Below are 20224 nucleotides of genomic sequence, written 5' to 3'. Positions count from 1 at the left end.
TCTGAATTTCTCCGAGAGAAGGATTTGTAGTAGTGCAACAATTTATCCCAGGTATGCGCGTTGAAATTCGTGATGCAGAATGGAGGGTACAGCGGGTAGACATGGCTAGCGACGGGGGCTACCTGCTGACCTGCATCGGGCAATCAGAACTGGTACGTGGGCGCACAGCACAGTTTCTGAGCAATCTCGAGCAAAATGCTCGTATTCTGGACCCTGCTCACACCGAGCTGGTGGATGACTTGTCTGATGGCTATCTGGCGGGCCAGCTGTTTATCGACACGGCGCTGCGTCAGACACCGCCGGCAGACGATAAGGTTCATATGGGCCACAAAGCCGCTATGGACCTGCTGCCGTTCCAGTTGGACCCAACCCTGCAGGCGCTGAAGCAGCCTCGCCAGCGGATTATGATCTCTGATGCGGTGGGGCTCGGTAAGACACTGGAAGCCGGTATTCTGGTCTCAGAGCTTATTCGGCGCGGACGCGGCAAGCGCATCTTAGTGCTGGCCGTTAAGTCCATGCTGAGTCAGTTCCAGCGGGAATTCTGGCAACGCTTTACCATTCCGCTCGTGCGCTTGGATTCGGTCGGTTTGCAGCGGGTTCGAAACGATATTCCCACCAACCACAATCCGTTCCACTACTACGATCGCACCATCATCTCGATCGATACACTCAAACACACGCTGGAGTATCGTCACCATCTTGAGCAGGCCTACTGGGATATCATCATTATTGATGAAGCTCACAATGTCGCTCGGCGCTCCACTAACTCCCAGCGCCATAAGCTCGCAGAGCTACTTTCTACGCGCTCCGACACTTTGATTATGCTTTCTGCCACGCCCCACGACGGTAAAGCAGAGAGCTTCGCGAGCCTGGTGAACATGCTCGACCCCACCGCTATTGCGAACCCCAAGGATTACGCCCACGAAGACTTCCGCGATAAGGGTCTGGTGGTCCGGCGTTTTAAGAAAGACGTTGCTGCACAGCTTAGTAAGCACTTTCCAGAGCGCAATATCGATACCGTTAAGATCGCGGCATCGGTTGCAGAAGAGGCCGTTTTCTCTGTATTGAAAGAGGCCACATTCAACTCCTTGGATGGTCGCGGCAAGTCTGGTGCGCAGCTATTCCGTACCACACTGATGAAGGCTTTGTTCTCCAGCCCTGCAGCATGCTTATCCACAGTCGATAACCGCCTGAAAAAGCTAGTCAAAAAAGCCGATCAGCCCGAGGTTGAAGAAGACATGGTCGCGCTGGAAGGCATAGCTTCGGCGCTGCGCGCGGTGAAAGCGCCGGCCTTCTCCAAGTACCAACTACTGCTGCGCATGCTGTCCAAAGAGGGGGCAGACTCCCTGGGTTGGAACCCCAAAGACAGCGAAGACCGCCTAGTAATTTTTACCGAAAGCCTCGAAACCCTGGACTTCCTCAAAGACCATATCGCCAAAGATCTGAAACTGAAGAAAAACCAGGTCGCGGTGCTCAAGGGCACCATGCAAGATAAAGAGCTGGCCAAAACCGTTGATGACTTTAACAACCGCACATCCCCCGTGCGCTTGTTATTGTGTTCTGATGTGGCATCGGAAGGTATTAACCTGCATCACCTCAGTCACCGGATGATTCACTTCGATATCCCCTGGTCGCTGATGGTTTTCCAGCAGCGTAACGGGCGAATTGACCGTTACGGCCAGACCAAAACTCCGCAAATTCGCTACCTGATGACCACGAGTGATCAGCCAGAGGTCTTTGGTGACCAGCGTATCTACGAAGTACTCACCGAGAAGGACGCCCAGGCGGGCATCAATATCGGTGATCCGTCCGAATTTATGGGCGCCTTTAGCCCAGAGGAAGAAGAGGCCAAAATCGGTGAGGCTGTAGAGGCGGCCCACGGTGAAGACGTTACCAACAGCGATGATATCAGCGATATCTTCGCGGGCCTGTTTGCCGATGGCGGCGACGATATTGCCGAATCGGCAGAAACCAGCCTGTCTGCCTTTACCAGTACCGAAAGTGTCACCGGGCACTCGGATCTTGTCGCTGCACAGGGTGACAGCATCACGCTATTTGAGCAGGATTTTGACTTCGCCAAAGCCGCGCTGCGCTGTATTCGTGAATCCAACGACCAGCTGCAGTACGTGGTTAACGATGATAAACGGCAGATCGATTTTACCGCCCCTTCGGATCTGCGCCAGCGGCTCAAATACTTGCCGCGCGAAGTGCGCCCGGAAGACGATCGCTTTTTCCTAACGGATGATCGCGATCAAATTCAGGAAGTGATCGGCGCTGCACGGGATCTAGACGACGCGCTTTTCAGTAACCTGCAGTACCTGTGGGGCCAGCACCCGGTGATGGAATGGCTGATGACCCGGGCGCAGGATTTCTTCGGCCGCCATACCGCCCCGGTCATTCGCCTGCCGAATCAACTGGAACCAGGCGAGCACTGGTTCGTGATTCAGGGCGGTTTCCCCAATAAGCGTGGCCAGGCCCTGATTCAATCTAGTCAGGCTGTGCTGGTGCAAAACGGGAAAATTACTGCGGATGCCGCCCTGATCGATATCCTGCGGAAGTTCGACCTGACTGGGCACCGCATTCCCAACCGCGCCGTAGATGGCGATACCACCGCACTACAAAGCCTGTTGCCGGCGGTAATCGGCCATGTCACCAAGCGTTTGAAAGAGCGGCGCACAGAGGTGCAAGCAGAGAAAAACACCGAGTTGCGCGAACATCTGGACAAGCTCGATAGCCTGCGCAACAAGCACCTGGATCAGTTGGAGCTGGATTTGACCCAAGGGAGTCACCAGCCACAGGCTTTTCTGGACCGGCGCAAGCGCGATCGCATGGAGCATATCGATCGGGTGTTTGAAGAATATAAACAGTGGCTGGAAGAAACCCGTCACACCGAAGAAGAGCCTTATATTCAGGTTATTGCCGTCCTTACCGGGGATGAAGCTGTCGCAGTTGTAGAAGGGGAGGGGTAATAATGGCCTGGTTTGGTATTAGCAACGAAAACGAATTTTACTCCGAACACTATCTGAGCGAGATCTTCAGCAAGGATATCCAGGAGCGTATTACCCGCTGGAAGGAGCAAGAAGACGCGGCCAGCCAAGCGGCGGAAGATGCGGTAGGAGAAGCTTCGGGCGAAACCTTGGAAAAGGCGCCCTACACCCAGCTGCGTACGCTGGGGCGGGATGCCCTGCAGTTCTTCAAAGAGGCCGAGCAGGAAAAGACCCCGCAAGAGCGCCTGCGCCTGCAGCGCCGCTGGACTCGTCGGCTGCTGGAAGTGTTCGGCTGGCTGCAACAGCCGGAACGCTACGCGGTGGATGATGACATCGAAATTCCGCTGCTCGCGCAAGTCACCGATACTCAGGGCGCGCCACTGTTGTGGGTACTGGAGGCATTGCCTGCAGACGCGACCGATGATGATCCATTGAGCGAAGGGGTACACCCCAAGCAGCTGGAGAGCCTCAACGCCGCGTCCCTACCTCCGGCGATGAAAAAGGGAGCAAAAAAGCAGGACTGGCAAAACCTTCTGGCCAGCAGCGTGTTCGCGCAAACAAAACCACCGCGCTGGGTGATTTTGGCCTCGGGCCGCCAGTGGCTGCTATTGGATCGCACCAAATTCGCCCAGGGCCGCCTGCTGCGGTTTGATTGGTTGGAATTGTTTACCCGCCGCGAACCGGAAACCTTAAAGGCCGTCAGCGTACTCCTGCACCGCGATAGCCTGCTCGGCACGCAGGGTGACAGTGGTGGCCAGTGCCTGCTGGACACCCTGGATGAAAATGCCCACAAGCATGCCTATGGCGTGTCTGAAGATTTAAAGTACGCCCTGCGGGAATGTATCGAGCTACTCGGTAATGAGGCCGCCAGCCAACTGGTACAGCGCAGCGGTATTAGCTTTACCGGTAAATCTGCGCTGGACCCAGACCAGCTGTCGATTGAATGCCTGCGCTATATGTACCGGCTGCTGTTTTTGTTTTATATCGAGGCGCGCCCGGAGCTGGGCTATGCCCCGGTCGACAACCCGGTCTATCTGACCGGTTACAGCCTGGAATCCCTGCGCGAGCTGGAAATGGTGCCGCTAACCTCCGAGCGTGAGCAGAACGGCCGCTACTTCCACGACTCCCTGCATACCCTGTTCCAGCTGATCCAGAAGGGCTACCAACCCGAGCCCACCGGCGACTTGCTCGCCACCTCGGCAGATGGCTTCCAGATGTTCGCACTGCAGAGCCACCTGTTCGACCCCGAGCGCACCCGCCTGTTGGATAAAGTGGTGTTCCCCAACCACCTGCTGCAGCGCATTATTCAGTTAATGTCCCTCTCGCGCCCGGGCAAGGGCCGTAAACGTCGCGGTCGCATTAGTTATGCACAGTTGGGGATTAACCAGCTGGGTGCTGTGTACGAAGCACTGCTGAGCTACCGCGGCTTCTTTGCCAGTGAAGACCTGTATGAGGTCAAAAAAGCCGGTGAGAATCCCGATGCACTGGATACCGGTTACTTCGTCAATGCCCAGGAACTGGAGCAGTACAATGACGACGAAAAGGTTTACGACAACAACGCCCAGGGCCACAAAGAGCTGCGCATTCACCGCAAGGGCAGTTTTATTTATCGCCTCGCCGGGCGGGACCGCGAGAAATCCGCCAGTTACTACACCCCAGAGGTGCTCACCCAGTCACTGGTGAAATACACTCTCAAAGAGCTATTCAAAGAGCAACTGGATCCGCTACCGAATGACGATGCCCGTGCAAAGCGCATTCTGGAACTGCGGGTATGTGAGCCCGCTATGGGTAGTGCAGCCTTCTTGAATGAAGCCATTGATCAACTGGCCGACAAGTATCTGGAGTTGGCCCAGAGCGCCCGCAACGAGCGTATTCCCCAGAGCCAATATCTGGCGGAAAAGCAAAAAGTCAAAATGTTCCTCGCCGATAACAACGTATTCGGTGTGGATTTGAACCCTATTGCGGTGGAGTTGGCTGAGGTCTCCCTGTGGCTGAATGCACTCTCTGCGGACCGATTTATCCCCTGGCTCGGCTTGCAGCTCAATTGTGGTAACTCCCTGATCGGCGCCCGCCGGGAGGTCTTTCCGGTAAGTAGTCTCACGCTAAAGCCGAACGATGGTGGCAGCTGGCTCAAGACCACCCCCAAACGCGTGCCTCTGGGGGGCGGCAATGGCGAGAACGGCGAAAATGGTACTGTTCGCAGTGACAACCAAATCTGGCACTTCCTGTTGCCAGACAGTGGTATGGCCAACTACACCGATAAGGTAGTTAAAGCTCGCTATAAAGCCGATATCAAGGTGATTACCGATTGGCGCAAGGCGTTCATTAAAAGCTTCGATAAAGACGAGATTCAGCGCCTGCAGCAGATCAGCAGTAAGGTCGATGAACTTTGGGCAGAGCACACCGCTTCACTCAAAAAGCTGCGGGAAAGAACCACTGATCCCTACCAGATCTATGGCTTCGAGCACGCCGGCCAGCGCACCAGTATCAACTACAAAGATGATGCGCTATCCGGTGAACTACTGAGTGAAAAGCTACAAAACGCCAGCGCCTTCCGTCGCCTCAAGTTGGCGATGGATTACTGGTGTGCATTGTGGTTCTGGCCTATTGATCAAGCGCACCTGCTACCCAGCCGGGATGAATGGTTGTTTGATCTGGAGAACCTGTTACTCGGCGACACTCTCAGCGCTGGCCCCGCCGGCGAAGTACCTGATCTATTCTCTGACACTGCTCCGGTGGAAGAGGGTAAATCGTTTGTTAATAAATTCGGCGTGGTCAACCTAAAAGTGCTGTTCAAGCACTTCCCCCGTTTAGAACTGGCCGATCAAATTGCAAACAGTCAGCGATTTTTTCATTGGGAACTGGCCTTTGCGGATATCTTTGCCGAGTCTGGTGGGTTTGACCTGATGCTCGGTAACCCTCCCTGGCTCAAGGTGGAGTGGCAAGAGGGCGGCATACTCGGTGACCAGCAGCCGCTGTTTGTACTGCGGAAATTCTCTGCTTCGAAGTTGAACGCGCTGCGCGATGATTTGTTTGATCGTTTACCGAGTCTAGAGAGTGGTTGGTTAACGGAATATCAACAAGCGGAAGGTACACAAAATTTCCTAAATGCATCGGTCAATTATCCGCTGCTCAAGGGTGTGCAAACAAATCTGTACAAATGCTTTTTACCGCAGGCATGGAAAGCGACAGCTGTAAAAGGGGTTTCTGGATTTTTACATCCTGAAGGAACTTACGATGATCCAAAGGGTGGAGCCTTTCGAGAAGAAATATATCCTCGACTAAGATCACATTTTCAGTTTATTAATGAAACGAAGTTATTTGCCGAAGTCCATAACCAGACTTTGTTTAGTGTAAATATCTACGCGTCAAAGAAACCAGACGCGGCGTTCTCCAATATTTCTAACCTCTTTGTCCCTCAAACGATCGACCAGAGTTTTGAGCATGATGGTGCTGGGCTTACACCGGGAATTAAAGAGGAGTTCGAAGTTGAAGGCGCTGTTAAGGTTCGCTGGAACCTAAAAGGTCATAGAGAAAGAGTGGTTGCCGTTACAAATGAGGAGTTAGAACTCTTCGCTCGATTATATGATGAGGAAGGGACGCCACCGTTAAGAGCCAGGCTTCCTGCCCTTCATTCGACACAACTAATAAGTGTGTTGGAAAAATTTGCGGCGCAACCAAAACGCCTGGGGGATCTAAAGGGTCAATACATTTCAATGGAAATGTGGCATGAGACCAATCAACAAAAAGACGGCACGATCAAGCGGGAAACCCGTTTTCCAAAAGACCCGAGCGAATGGATACTATCAGGCCCGCATTTCTTTGTCGGAAACCCTCTCTATAACACCCCAAAGGCGGTCTGCAATACCAATAAAGCTTACGATAGTCTTGATCTCACTAATTTACCGGAAGACTACCTGCCACGCACGAACTATGTGCCGGCTTGTTCACCGGATGAATATCGAGCACGTACGCCGAAGGTGCCTTGGGTGGATCTCGGTAATAAAGAACCCAAAATTGCGACGGAGTACTATCGCTTAGCTATACGAAAAATGCTTTCCCAATCAGGTGAAAGAACATTGATCGCTGCTGTTATTCCGAGATGGACTGGGCATATTGACGGAGCGACTTCGTTGGTATTTAGTAATCCCATGGATCTGCTCGCGTTCGCAGGAGCATCTTTCTCAATCCCATTTGATTTCTGGGTAAAAACTACTGGAAAGGCAAATTTTCGTCAGGAGTTGCAATCATTAATGCCTATATTTGCCACTTCATTGCAAAGTGTGAAAGAGGTTGTAAAAAGAGTCCTGCAGCTTAATTGTCTTACTGAAAATTATCGAGAATTGTGGAACTCGGTGAGCGGAGAGATTGGCTTGGATTCATGGGAGATTGGCGTTGGAATTAGACGAGATTATGCGCGAAGACTTGCGTTACTTGAAATTGATGTTTTGATTGCTCAACTTTTAAAAATGTCATTAAGCGAGTTGATAGCAGTTTACCGAGTACAGTTCCCCGTTATGCGTCAATACGAGGCCGAAACGTTCTACGACCAGAATGGCCGCATTGTATTTACCCCCAGCAAAGGTTTGGTCGGTGTTGGCCTGCCGCGCAAAGCGAAGAAAGCTGAACTAAAGAACGACATTTCCTATACGCTAAAACCAGCTGAAGGCGAAAAACAAGAAGGCATCGCCCTCGGTTGGGAAGACATCAAAGACCTTCCTGCGGGTAGCAAAGTCATCAAGACATTTATGGATGACACCCTCCCCGGTGGTTCGCAGCGGCGCTCTATTGAATATGTTGCGCCGTTTATCAAGCCCGACCGGGAAAAAGACTACGAAATTGCCTGGCGTGTCTTCGAAGCACGTAAACGGAATCAATAAAAAATAAAAAGGAATTGAGATGGCGTCGCACCTGACCCTTCGTTTGGCTTGGCATAATGATGGTTGGAATGGCCGTATTTGCGAGAAGCCGGAACAAAACACCTATTGCGTAGGGTGTGCCTCCTATCCTGGCGATCAGATCCGCGAACAGAGAGATCTGGAGTGGGAAAAGGTAAATGCAGGGAGGCCGATCGCCGAACTCGATAAAGCACCTGCTTGCATGTATAGCGCCAGTGCATTTTCAATTCGCCCAAACATGGTGGCATCGGAACCACCTGCGTTTTTTAATGATGACACCAAGATTCGCCACTGGGAGTTGCCTGCGGCAACCGCTTGTACCTGGCCTTATGAGGCTATGTACAACAAACCAGATTTAAAGGTGGGAAACCGCTACGACTATGACAAGCGCTTGAAGTATGCGGAAGAGCACTTCGAGCCTGTCGAGGCTGACAAGAGTCTAGTTTTTTATTACGCGAATTATTCAAACCCAAAAAGTACAGATGAAACGCCAGCCTATTTATTGATCGGTGTAGCGCGAATTAAATCCGTGGCGCCGGTAATGTACTACGAGAACTGCTCGGAGCGTACACTAGAGCGTTACAAGGGGTTTATTTGGCAGCGGGGAGTGACGAGCCACTATCCCGAGCAGGGGATTCGCTTACCATATCATCGTTATTTGAATGACCCTGATACGCTGAACAAGTTCGTGGTTGTTCCAGAAAACAGCGGCTTGTGTAAGTACGCCACCAAACATGTCAGTGACGACGAAGCATTAGGACTGTTGGAGCAGCTGCTTGAAGCCGCAAGAATTGTTCGGGAAGATCTTCAGGATGAGAGCGAGAACTGGGGGCAACGTATTGCGTGGCTCGAGTCACTCATCGGTGAACTCTGGCAAAGTCGTGGTGCCTATCCCGGTATGCCTTCGGTGTTGCAATACCTTGGATTGAATGAGGGTGTTAGCGGATTTCGACAGGCGGTTAACGACGGGAAGGAGCAGGAAGCTGTAGGAGAGATCAAGGCTTTCATTGCTGGTGCTCGGGATGATGTGGTTGGGTATTACCCTCTGGATGAAGAGTTGCCAAGCCTGAGGAGAAGCATAGCGCTCAAGATAGAGTCGGAAGCGCTATTGGTTGATGTGCTCGCACGTTGCTCTCTCTCGCTCGATCAGTTGAACGCCATTCTTGCCGAAGACCGGGCTAAAGTCGGGGTATCCGCAAGCCTTGCGGAAGTGGAAGCAAACCCTTACTTGCTTTCAGAGCAGTATGTCGGCATGGATGTTACGGATCAAATTCGCTGGAGTATAATCGATCGCGGTATGTTGCCCTCTCCAGAGCTGCCAGCACCGGTGAGATTTTCCAAAGACGCTCCTGAACGCCTGCGTGCTCTATTGCTGGAAACAATCCGAGGGAATAGTCAGCAAACCTTCGTTGCCGCAGAGGCTTTGTTACAGCAAGTCAATGCACGTTTCGCTGCTCAACCGGAATGGAAGCAGAATTTACTTACAGAGAAGTATCTGAAAGTTGACTCGGACTTTTATGCGGGAGCCATTTATCAGCGGGAAGAAGGTGGTCAGCGTTATCTCTACGACCTGCAAGTCTGGCAGGATGAACGTCTGGTTGAGGAGCAATTAAACGGCCTCTTGATGGCTCCCGATATTGCGCTACCCCGGCCAGTTTCTCCCGGTTTCTGGCAAAAAGCACTCTTTAGTGAGGAGAGCGTGCTGGCAGAAAAGTGCAGGTCTGAGTATCAAGGAGCCGTCGAGATTCAGCAAAGTGCGTGCGCTCAAATATTCAATAAACACTTGGGCGCGATTACTGGCGGAGCCGGTACCGGTAAGACCACTATTCTTTCTGCAGTGATTAAAGCGATTCGTTTTGTGCATGGAGAAGGTGCGAGCGTTTCTATTATTGCGCCGACAGGCAAGGCGACAGATCGCCTGCGTGAGAGCTTTGCCAGTGCTGAAGTTAATGATGTAAAAATCGCTACCATTCATTCGCTGTTAGCGAAATATGGATGGCTAAATCCCAACATGACATTGAAGCGCAGTGGTGGAAAGCGGATTAACGATATTGCGAATATCGTTATTGATGAATCCTCCATGATTGACTTGTCACTGATGGCGGCACTATTCCGAGCTATTGACTGGAATGCTGTGTCCCGGCTTTATTTAGTGGGTGATGCGGCCCAGCTGCCTCCGATTGGCGTGGGTAAATGCTACGCAGATATCGTGACCTACCTAAGGGATGAGTACCCTGATAAGTTAGTTGATCTTAAGATTAACCTTCGACAACTGGAAAACAGAGTTTCCGGGAAAGGCGATGCACTACTAAGGTTAGCCCGCACATTTATTAATGATGCTGTCAGGGGAGCAGAGGGTGAATCGCCGGAAGAGGGAGCTGAACGTGAGCGACTGATTCAGGATCTTCATTTAGCGGGAGATATCTCTGAAGATTTATCTATTGCCTATTGGGAAGACCCCGAAAAACTACCAGACTTGGTTATCGAGACAATTTCGAAGGATTTGCGGGATGAAACGAACCGAGATCTAAGCGCTGCGGAACTCTGGGGGCGCACGCTTAAAAACAATATCAATGCTTTTCAAATTCTGTCACCAGTGCGAGGAACCAACCATGGGACGGAATGGCTTAACCTTTCTATTCAGGAATTCAAAAGTGCTTATTGGCTGAAGAAAGGCAATGTAGACGGCATAACCATGTTCGATAAGGTGATTCAAAAGGTGAATCGCACGGCATCGAAGCCCCTGCATGGATATAATTTCCACTCTAAAGAGAAGGAGCGCCTGGAAGCTTTCAACGGTGAGATCGGAACTGTGGTGCCTACCGGCTCGTGGAAGGGGATTAAGAGTCCGGGATATCGATTCAGCCAGTTTTCTGTCAAATTTAAGGGCAAAGAGCATCTTAGTGTAAATTTCGGCGGTCGAGACAGGCCAGAAGAAAATCTGGAATTGGCTTATGCCATTTCTGTGCATAAATCTCAGGGGAGTGAGTTTGATCATGTCTATTTTGTTCTCCCCGAAAATAGCCGGGGTTCCCAGGCTAAAGAGCTGATCTACACCGCGCTGACACGCGCAAAAGTTCGCTGCACGGTATTTGTTCAGGGGGCGGTTGAGACGCTGGTGAATGCCATGCGCCCCGAACACTCAGCGTTAAAGACGATCAACTCGTCAATGTTTTCCTTCAATCCGGTCGATCCGTCGATAGCGGATAAATCCTCATGGTATGAGGCGGGCAAGATTCACCGTGCCCTGACCGGAGATATGGTGCGCAGCAAGTCAGAGGTGATTATCGCCAATATTCTGCACGATAGGGACATATCCTTTTGGTATGAAAAGCCTTTGCGCGCGCCGGATGGCACTATGTATCTGCCGGATTTCACCATTATGCACCGGGGTGAGGAGTACTACTGGGAGCATCTCGGCTTGATGGATCTGCCGGAATATCAGCAGGCGTGGAGCGAGAAGGAAGCCTGGTATCACAAACACTTCCCGGGACGTCTGGTTACCTCCCAGGAGGGCAAGGAACTTTCCGCTGAGGCGTTAAACGTTTTGTCCGGGCTCGTCAGCCGGTAAACGTAGGCCAGATTTGACCAATCAAGCGTTTATCAAGAAATTGTTCTTCTGAGCTAGCCATTAGAGAACAAAGAAAAATAACAGCCCAAAATTCGCACTGGCTTACGTAGTGTAGAGGGAAAAGGAGTTATACGTGCTGCCATCACTGGTTGCAGGGGAGTTGGCGCAAGCCGTTCGGGAGTTTTTACGGACGACATTTCCGTCTACTACGCCGGGCTTTCTGCGGGAGAGTGGCCGGTGTGCCATGGATGACCTTCTGTATGAGCCAAAGTCGATCTTTAAAGGCCCCTACCTGAGTCTGGGTTTGCCATTTCGAACGGCCGGGCCGAATGAGACCTTGCCTTTCGTAAAGATCGATCCTGGTTTTTCTCCGTATCAACACCAACTGCTTGCCTTCCGCCGCCTATGCGGCGATTTCCCCCAGTCCACCATCGTTGCCACTGGTACCGGCTCGGGTAAAACCGAGTGTTTCATGTTGCCGGTGCTGGACCACTGTGCGCAGGCGGGCGAAGCGGGTATCAAGACGATCATCGTCTACCCCATGAATGCCCTGGCTACGGACCAGGCCAAGCGTTTTGCCAAAGAGATCTATAAGCGTGACGAACTGAGGGGCAGGGTCCGTGTGGGTCTGTTTGTGGGGGATAACGACGATTCCCCGGAAGACGAGATGGGCCCGGAGAACGTTATCCGCTGCAAAGATACGCTGCGCGCAGAACCACCGGATATTTTGCTCACCAACTACAAAATGCTCGATTACTTGCTGATCCGCCCAAAAGATCAGCCCTTATGGCGTCATAACACCCTAGGCACCCTGCGCTATCTGGTTGTGGACGAGCTGCACACCTTTGATGGCGCTCAGGGTACCGATCTTGCCTGCCTGATTCGTCGGCTGCGCCACCGCCTGGATGTGGGGCCGGAGATGGCCTGTGTGGGGACCTCGGCCACAATCGGCAGTAAGGAGTCCATAGGCCGCTTGGTGGAATATGCTCAGAAGGTGTTTGCCACAGAGCTGGACGACAGTGCGGTAATTCTCGAAGATCGTCTGGCCGCCGAGGAGTTTTTGCCGGAAGTGGCTACCGAGGTAAGACGGCCAGACGCCGAAACCGTATTGAATATGTCGGCAGACAACTACAGCTCGGTGGACGACTTTATCAGCGCCCATGCGCAATTGTGGTTCTCCACTCCCCCGGCGGGGCTCGCAAGCCGCAATCAGCAGCATCGGGCCAGCGCCCAAGTGCAGCTGGGGGAGCTGCTCAAGGCACACAACGTATTTCATTCGCTGTTGAAGGATTGTCGCGGGGTAACCGACACTCAGGCGCTGATTGCCAACTGGGCGGCGAGTTTCCGCACCACGGAAGCCGGTGCGCGGGCACTACTCGAAAGCCTCTGTGCATTGATCTCCACCGCTCGCAGCTGGCGCGCGCCCGATGCGCCGCAGCCGGAAAAAATCGGAACCGGACCCTTCCTGCAGGTGCGCTATCAGCTTTGGTTGAAGGAGCTTCGTCGTCTGGTGGCGAGTCTGGATGCGGAGCCTCAGTTTAAGTTCTTCGATGATCTGCCGAATGCGAAGGAACCTCTGCACCTGCCGACGGTGCACTGCCGTGAGTGCTATGCCACCGCCTGGGTATCGGTGAGGGCCCCTAACGAACCCAGTGTGAATGCCGACCTGCCCAAAATCTATAACGCCTTCTTCGGCCGCTCACCGGATACCTGTGTACTTGTACCTCTGGCGCCGGAGGATAAGCCGGAAAAACAGCTGATCCGCAATCTTTGTAGTAGTTGCGGACATCTGGTGACCGAAGACAAGGCGGAGTGCCCTGAGTGTGCCGGTACCGCTTTTGTCCGGGTAGTTATACCGGAGATGACCAAGCAAACAGAGCGCAACAAAGAAACCCGTACGGTATTCGATAACAGCTGCCCCAGCTGCGGTGCCAGTGCCGGGCTTTCTATTGTCGGTTCCCGCGCAGCCAGTCTTAGCAGTGTGCTGATTGGCAAGTTGTTTGGCAGTGTGTACAACGATGACCACAAGTTGATTGCCTTTTCGGATTCGGTCCAGGACGCCGCCCACCGCGCTGGGTTCTTCGGCGCCCGCACCTGGCGCCAGGTGATGCGCCAGGGCATGCTGCAGGCCTTGCAACAGCGCTTTAACAATATGCCGCTGGATCAGATGGCCCAGCAGTTGGGACCTTACTGGCGCGAGCAGCTGGGGGATGCGGGCTTTTGTGCCACTTTCCTGGCGCCAAACCTGGAGTGGCTGCAGGACTGGGAAGAGCTGCGCAAGGACGGCCGTCTGCCCAAAGACAGTGATCTTCCGGGTTACTGGGTTGAGCGCCGAATGGTCTGGGAAGTACTGCGGGAATTTGGCCTGGGCAGCCGTATCGGTAGAACCCTAGAGCGCTCTGGCCACGCTACAGTGGCGCCCAATATGGGAGCGGTATCTGAGGCGGTAAGTCAGGCCGCGCTGCGTTTACCGGAGGAAATCGCAGAGCTGCAGGGTATCTCCGAGGGGGAGGTGCAGCAGTTTGTTCTAGGCCTGTTGTGGCACCTGCGCGTAAAAGGGGCCTTCTTTCATCCGGTACTGGAGCACTACCTTTTTGAAGGCGGCAAAGAGTTCCTGATTAACCGCATTCAGTATATGCCGGCCTATGGTAAGACATCCCCGCCCCCGGCGTTTCTCACCATGGAGCGCCAGTCCAAAAACTTCGAGTTTGTACTGGGTAAGAAGAATGCCACCTGGTACGAGCGCTGGTTTCTTAAATCTCTGGCGAAAGATGGTCGTGAATTTGCCGCGGCTTCTCTGCGCCAGGCATTTCAGATCGTGCTCAATGCTCTGACCGCGGCCAAAATTTTGCGGGAGGATGAGGTGCGCGGAGAGCAGGTTTGGTCGCTGCTCCCTGAGCGCTGGACCTGTGTTACGCAGCTGGCAGAGCTCAGTTGTTGTAAGTGCCGGCACCGGGTTCAAGTGCCTCTGATGCAGGGCAATGCCTGGCAAGGTGTGTCCTGCCAGCGGCCAACCTGTGACGGCGAATATGGCTCCATGATGCCCTGCAGCCACAGCAGCACTATTCAGAAAGCACCGCTGCGGCTGGTTACATCGGAGCACACTGGGCTTCTGGATTCAGAGATCCGCCACAATATCGAGCGATCGTTTAAAGACGGTAAAGAACGCTGGGATATCAACCTGCTTTCAGCCACACCCACCATGGAAATGGGTATTGATATTGGGGATCTCTCCAGTGTGCTGTTGTGCAGCGTCCCCCCGGCGCAGGCCAACTATCTGCAGCGTATCGGCCGTGCGGGCCGTACCGATGGCAATGCCATCAATGTAGCGGTATCCAACGGACAGGCGCACGATCTCTACTTCTATGCCGATCCGCTGGAAATGATGGCGGGCGACGTTCAGCCTCCGGGGATCTTCCTGGCTGCCATGGCCGTAATGGAGCGTCAGCTGATTGCGTTTTGCTTCGACCACTGGGTGCAAACGGGTATAGATGCGAGTGCCATTCCTGGCAACCTGAAGCTGATTCTGGACAACCTGGAAGCAGATGTTAAATCGGGCTTCCCCTATAACCTGATTCTCTACATTGAAGGACACCGGGGGGAGCTACTGCAGCAGTTTAAGGCGCTGTTTGATGGCTTTGATGAGGACGGCGAAAAACACTTAAAGGCGTTTCTTTATGGGGCCGATGGCGAGGCGGATATCAATCACCGTCTGTTGAATCGTCTGTTCGACATGATGAGACAACGCAAAAGCCTGAAAGACCAGCAGAAGGAGCTTAAGCGACAGTTGGATAAGCTCCGACAAAAGCCCAAGGATGAGGCGACGGAGCAAGAGATCGAGGCCATGGAGCAGGAGCGGAGTGCTTTGATCCGTTTGATCTACTCGATCAATCACAAGCAGACGCTGAATTTCTTTACCGATGAGGGGCTGCTGCCTAACTATGCCTTCCCGGAGGAAGGTGTCGTGCTCACCTCGGTCATTTTCCGCAAGACGCAGAAAAAAGAGAAGGATGGCGGCGATCATAAGCCGTATGAAAAATTCACCTTCGAACTGACCCGCCCGGCTCAGTCAGCACTCAGCGAGCTGGCTCCCGAAAGCCGGTTTTACGGCTTTCAGCGTCAGGTACAGGTAGATCAGGTAGACCTCGCTGTGTCTACAGCGGAGAACTGGCGTCTGTGCAATCAGTGTCACTATGCGGAGAACCTGGCAGCGGGCGATAAGTACAACGCGTGCCCACGCTGTGGCAGCAATTACTGGCCTGACGTAAGTCAGAAACAGACCTTGCTGAAGCTCCGTCAGGTATATGCCAATGCCAACGACCGTGAAAGCCGTATCGGCGATGACTCCGAGCAGCGCGAGCCGGTGTTCTTCAACCGCCAGCTATTGGTCGATATTCCCCCATCAGCAAATCGAACCGCTTATCGAATCGACGAGGACACACTGCCCTTCGGTTTTGAATATCTGAGTCGTGCAACCTTTCGCGAGGTCAATTTTGGCAAGCTCGGGGATGACGGTCAGGAGATTGAAGTCGCCGGCAAGGTAGCGAAGCGTCCAGGATTCAAGCTGTGTAAGCATTGTGGCAAGGTCAAAAAATGGCGCCGCAACCCGAAACAACACCACGCCTTCAACTGCCCGCTAAGCAAACCTGGTGCAGAAGAGAAAGAGAGCGATTTCCACAGCGCGCTCTATCTGTATCGGGAGTTGGAATCTGAGGCTGTTCGGCTACTGTTGCCGCTGGCAGAAGTCGTATCGTCCGATGTGCGTCTGCAGAGTTTAGTGGCGGCATTGCATCTGGGGCTTCAGAAGTTTTTCCAGGGCGATGTAAGTCACCTGCAGATCACAACCTATTCTGAGCCGCTACCGGATATGAGCGGCAGCAGCCAGCGCAAACATTACCTGGTGATATTAGACCGGGTGCCTGGAGGTACCGGGTACCTTAAAGAACTGCTGCGGGAGCCCCAGAACCTGTTGCAGATGCTACAGCTCAGCTACGACACGCTGGTGCGCTGTAGCTGCAATGAAGACCCCGAAAAGGATGGCTGTTACCGATGCCTGTATGCGTATCGTGAGAGCCGTAATCTGGAGTCAATCTCCCGCGATTCCGCAAAGGAGTTGCTGCAACGGATTCTGGAGAATGCCGATAAGCTCAAAGAAGTCGAAGGGCTGGATAATGTCGACTTCAATGTGCTGATCGAAAGCGAGTTGGAGAAGCGCTTCATCGAAGTGCTAGGTACCGCGCAGCCTGGCACTGCACTTTCGATTGCCAGAGTAAACGGCAAGCCCGGGTGGAGCCTGTCGGTAGAGCACGATGACGACGTGATGACCTGGCTAATTGAGCCTCAGGTGAATCTGGGACAGGACAGGGGTGTGGCGATCAACACTCGCCCCGACTTTGTATTCTGGCCTCAGCGTGATCGTAATGGCATCAAGCCCATCGCCGTATATCTGGATGGTTTTTTATATCATCGTGACAAGTGTGTAGATGACAGCGAGAAGCGCCTGGCAGTAATGCGTTCGGGCAATTTTGTGGTGTGGAGTCTCAATTGGAAAGACCTGCCTGCTCCAGGGCAACCTGCGAATACGTCCTGTATTGAGTGGCTGTTACAACCAGGGCATACCCAGGCTGCGACGATGTTCGACAAACTGGCTGAGAGGCTGGATAGACCGCCGTTCCTGAAAATGAGCGGCGCACTGCAAAAAGGGCCATTCTTATGGCTCCTGGATTACCTGGCAGCCCATGGCGATACCGCAGGTCGCTATCGATGGATAGCCTTGTCGCGGCAGTTCTGCACGTTGAACCTAGCTACAGTACAAGACTCTGGGCAGCGCCAGTCACTTCAGGCGGAAGTCGAACACCGGCTGCCGCCAACCTGGTTCCATCAGCATGTTGAAGGGGAAACTGTCTTGGGGGTGGGTAAAGCTGAGCGAGCTTCGGTCAACGGCTTTGTTTCCAGTCTGCCTATCTACGTCTTGAAGGGTAAGTTCGACGAATTGATACAGAGCGCTGCCTTGTTTATCTCCATTGATGATCGGGAGCGCGCTGGGAATGAGTTCGAAGCCAACTGGAGGCAGTATTGGGCTGCGACTAACTTATTCCAGCACCTGAATGACTTTTGCTTTATGGCCGAGTCCAGTGGCTCTACCGCTATTCAGGATGAACTATTGCAGCGCCGGAGAGCAAAAGAAGCTCCTGAGCCAGAGCCTGATTACGACGATAGCTGGAATGAAGTTCTAGAGCTAACAATCTATCCCAAAGAAGCGGAGGTGCTTGCACAACAGGGCATCATCGCTCCTGAAACGGGGATAGATTGGAAGAATGCCGAAGGTGAAGTGCTCGGACAGCTTGAATGGGCTTGGCACGAAGCGAAAATTGCGTTTGTCGACGAAGACGAAAACTTTGCTTCCATGCTTGCTACAAATGGTTGGCGAACAATTACGGCTTTGGAAAAATCAGACTTAGAGAAGCTCACAAAGTGGTTGAAAATTGAGCCTGCGGGGGATTCAGAATGAGTAAGGTAAAGGTAGCTATTTCTCAGGACTTCATGCTGGCGTTCAGCAAGGTACCCAAAAATGCGCAGAAAAAAGTCATGGAGTTTGTAACAAAATTCCGCCAGGACCCTCAGTCGCCGGGTATCAATTACGAGACCATCAACGATGGCAGGGACGGCAACTATCGGTCTGTAAGAATCGACAAGAATTACCGCGGTATCATCCTGAAGCCCGATACGGGCAATGTGTTCCTGCTGTTGTGGGTAGACAAACACGATGAGGCTTATGACTGGGCGCGCCGGCATAAATGTGAAATTAATCCCAATACAGGGTCTCTGCAGATCTTTGCTACCAGCGCTGAGGTTATTTCGGAGCCGGCCGAACCGGAACCCGTGTCTTCCTACGAGAGTGTGCACGAAGCGTCGCAGCCCTCGGAGCAGGAATCTCTACAGGAAGTTCAGCCAGAAGTTACTACAGCGGTAGAAAACCAGTATCTGGTGGCGCTCTCTGATGAACAGTGCCTCAAGGTGGGGGTGCCTACTGAGTTACTGCCTCTCGTGCAGACTGTAAGGACTGAGGAAGAGTTAGAGCAAATTGAAGATCGGTTACCGGTAGAGGCATTTGAAGCACTCTACTTGCTGGCTGCCGGTACCCCGTGGAAGGAAATCGACAGCGAATATATTCGCCAGAGCAGCGACGCCATCGATACAAGTGACATCGCCGCAGCCCTGGACCGCCCGGAAAGCCAGCGCAGCTTCCATGTGGTGGAAGACGAGCTGGAACTGATCGAGATGCTGGAGGCTCCATTGGAGCGCTGGCGGGTATTTCTACATCCGTCTCAGTCTCGTTTGGTCAATCGTAACTGGAACGGCGCCGTTCGTGTGCTGGGCGGCGCTGGTACCGGTAAAACCGTGGTTGCGATGCACCGGGCCAAATGGTTGGTTAAAAATGTACTTCAGAGCAGCGATGAAAAAGTTCTGTTCACTACCTTCACCGCCAACTTGGCCACGGACATTGAAGCAAACCTGAAGAAAATTTGCTCTGCAGAAGAGATGCAGCGCATTGAAGTCAAGCACATCGACCGTTGGGTAAACGAGTTTCTGAAGAAGCAGAAATATCCATCCGATATCGTGTACCTGGATTCCAACCGCTACGGTAGTCGCGATGGTGAGTACAAGACGATCTGGAAAGAGGCATTGCAGCTGTCTGAGGCGAGCCTTGGATTGCCGGATTCTTTCTATAAGGAAGAGTGGGAAAAAGTCATTCTTCCTCAGCGCGTAACCACAAAAATGGAGTACTTCAAAGCGAGTCGGACTGGCCGTGGTGTAGCGCTGAGTCGAAGACAACGTGCCGATATCTGGTCGGTGTTTGAAGAAGTGCGTGCGAGGTTACAGCGTCAAGGGTTGCGAACCTTTGAGGATGCCACATTAGATGCAGCAGAGATCCTGGCTTCCACCAATGTGTATCTGCCTTACCGCACAGTGGTGGTAGATGAAGCCCAGGATATGGGGCCTGAGGCATTGACTCTGATCAGGAAGCTGGTGCCGGAGCAGGCTGATGATATCTTCGTTGTGGGTGATGGCCATCAACGTATCTATCGTCGCAAGGCTGTCATGGGCAAATGCGGTATTCGTATCGTCGGGCGTAGCCGGAAGCTCCGTATCAACTACCGCACTACTGAACAGACTCGCCGGTTTGCCACTTCGGTTCTGGAAAACACTCCAGTGGATGATCTTGACGGTAATGCCGACACCTCCAACGATTACCGCTCCTTGATCCAAGGCGCTCAGCCAGAAATCCAGAGCTACGCTGACTTTCTGGCTGAGAGCACCGCACTGGTAGAGAAAATCAAGGGGTTGACCGAAACTGGAGTGGAGCTTCGGGATATCTGTATCACGGCCCGTACCGTGCGCCTGCGTGACCAGTTTATGGAAGCTTTAAAACGTACTGGTATTGATGCAGTTGTGCTCAAGCAGCAGAACGATAACCGCAATATCCCCGGTGTCCGTGTTGCTACCATGCACCGAGTAAAGGGTCTGGAATTCCGCTACATGTTCATCCTCGCTGCCAACGATGGGGTTATCCCTCTGAAATACGCGACCTCCTCATCAGACGACCCGGTGGAAATGCGCCAGCTGGATCTCAATGAGCGGGCACTGCTCCATGTGGCGGCGACCCGTGCTATCAGAAAGCTTTATATTTCGGCACATGGTACACCCAGTCCGTACTTGCGGAGTGCTAGTGGCAGCAACGAAAGCGAGGGGGTGTAGTGTGAGAT

5 protein-coding genes are annotated in these 20224 nt (G+C 53.0%); all 5 read left to right on the top strand.

Translation table 11 applies throughout. From position 1 onward, the window contains the following. Positions 1-32 precede the first annotated feature (32 nt). Positions 33-2969, top strand: a complete 2937-nt coding sequence (locus ACJJI8_RS02445; RefSeq protein ID WP_444934147.1) for a DEAD/DEAH box helicase — start codon at positions 33-35, stop codon at positions 2967-2969. A gap of 2 nt (positions 2970-2971) precedes the next feature. Beyond that, a complete protein-coding gene (locus ACJJI8_RS02440) occupies positions 2972-7867 on the top strand; it encodes an Eco57I restriction-modification methylase domain-containing protein (RefSeq protein WP_444934146.1) in 4896 nt (1631 codons plus the stop codon). Between the two features lie 19 nt (positions 7868-7886). After that, a complete protein-coding gene (locus tag ACJJI8_RS02435; protein WP_444934145.1) occupies positions 7887-11456 on the top strand; it encodes an ATP-dependent DNA helicase in 3570 nt (1189 codons plus the stop codon). A gap of 133 nt (positions 11457-11589) precedes the next feature. Then, positions 11590-17967: a DEAD/DEAH box helicase gene (locus ACJJI8_RS02430; protein ID WP_444934144.1), complete on the top strand. Its 6378-nt coding sequence runs from the start codon at positions 11590-11592 to the stop codon at positions 17965-17967. Further along, complete coding sequence (locus tag ACJJI8_RS02425; protein WP_444934143.1) at positions 17964-20216, top strand: UvrD-helicase domain-containing protein; 2253 nt, start codon at positions 17964-17966, stop codon at positions 20214-20216. Before ACJJI8_RS02430 ends, ACJJI8_RS02425 begins: the two co-directional genes overlap by 4 nt. Positions 20217-20224: the final 8 nt, after the last annotated feature.

This window comes from Microbulbifer maximicatervae (SeqCode), from assembly GCF_052467695.1.
This window is presented reverse-complemented; position numbering and strand designations above follow the sequence as displayed.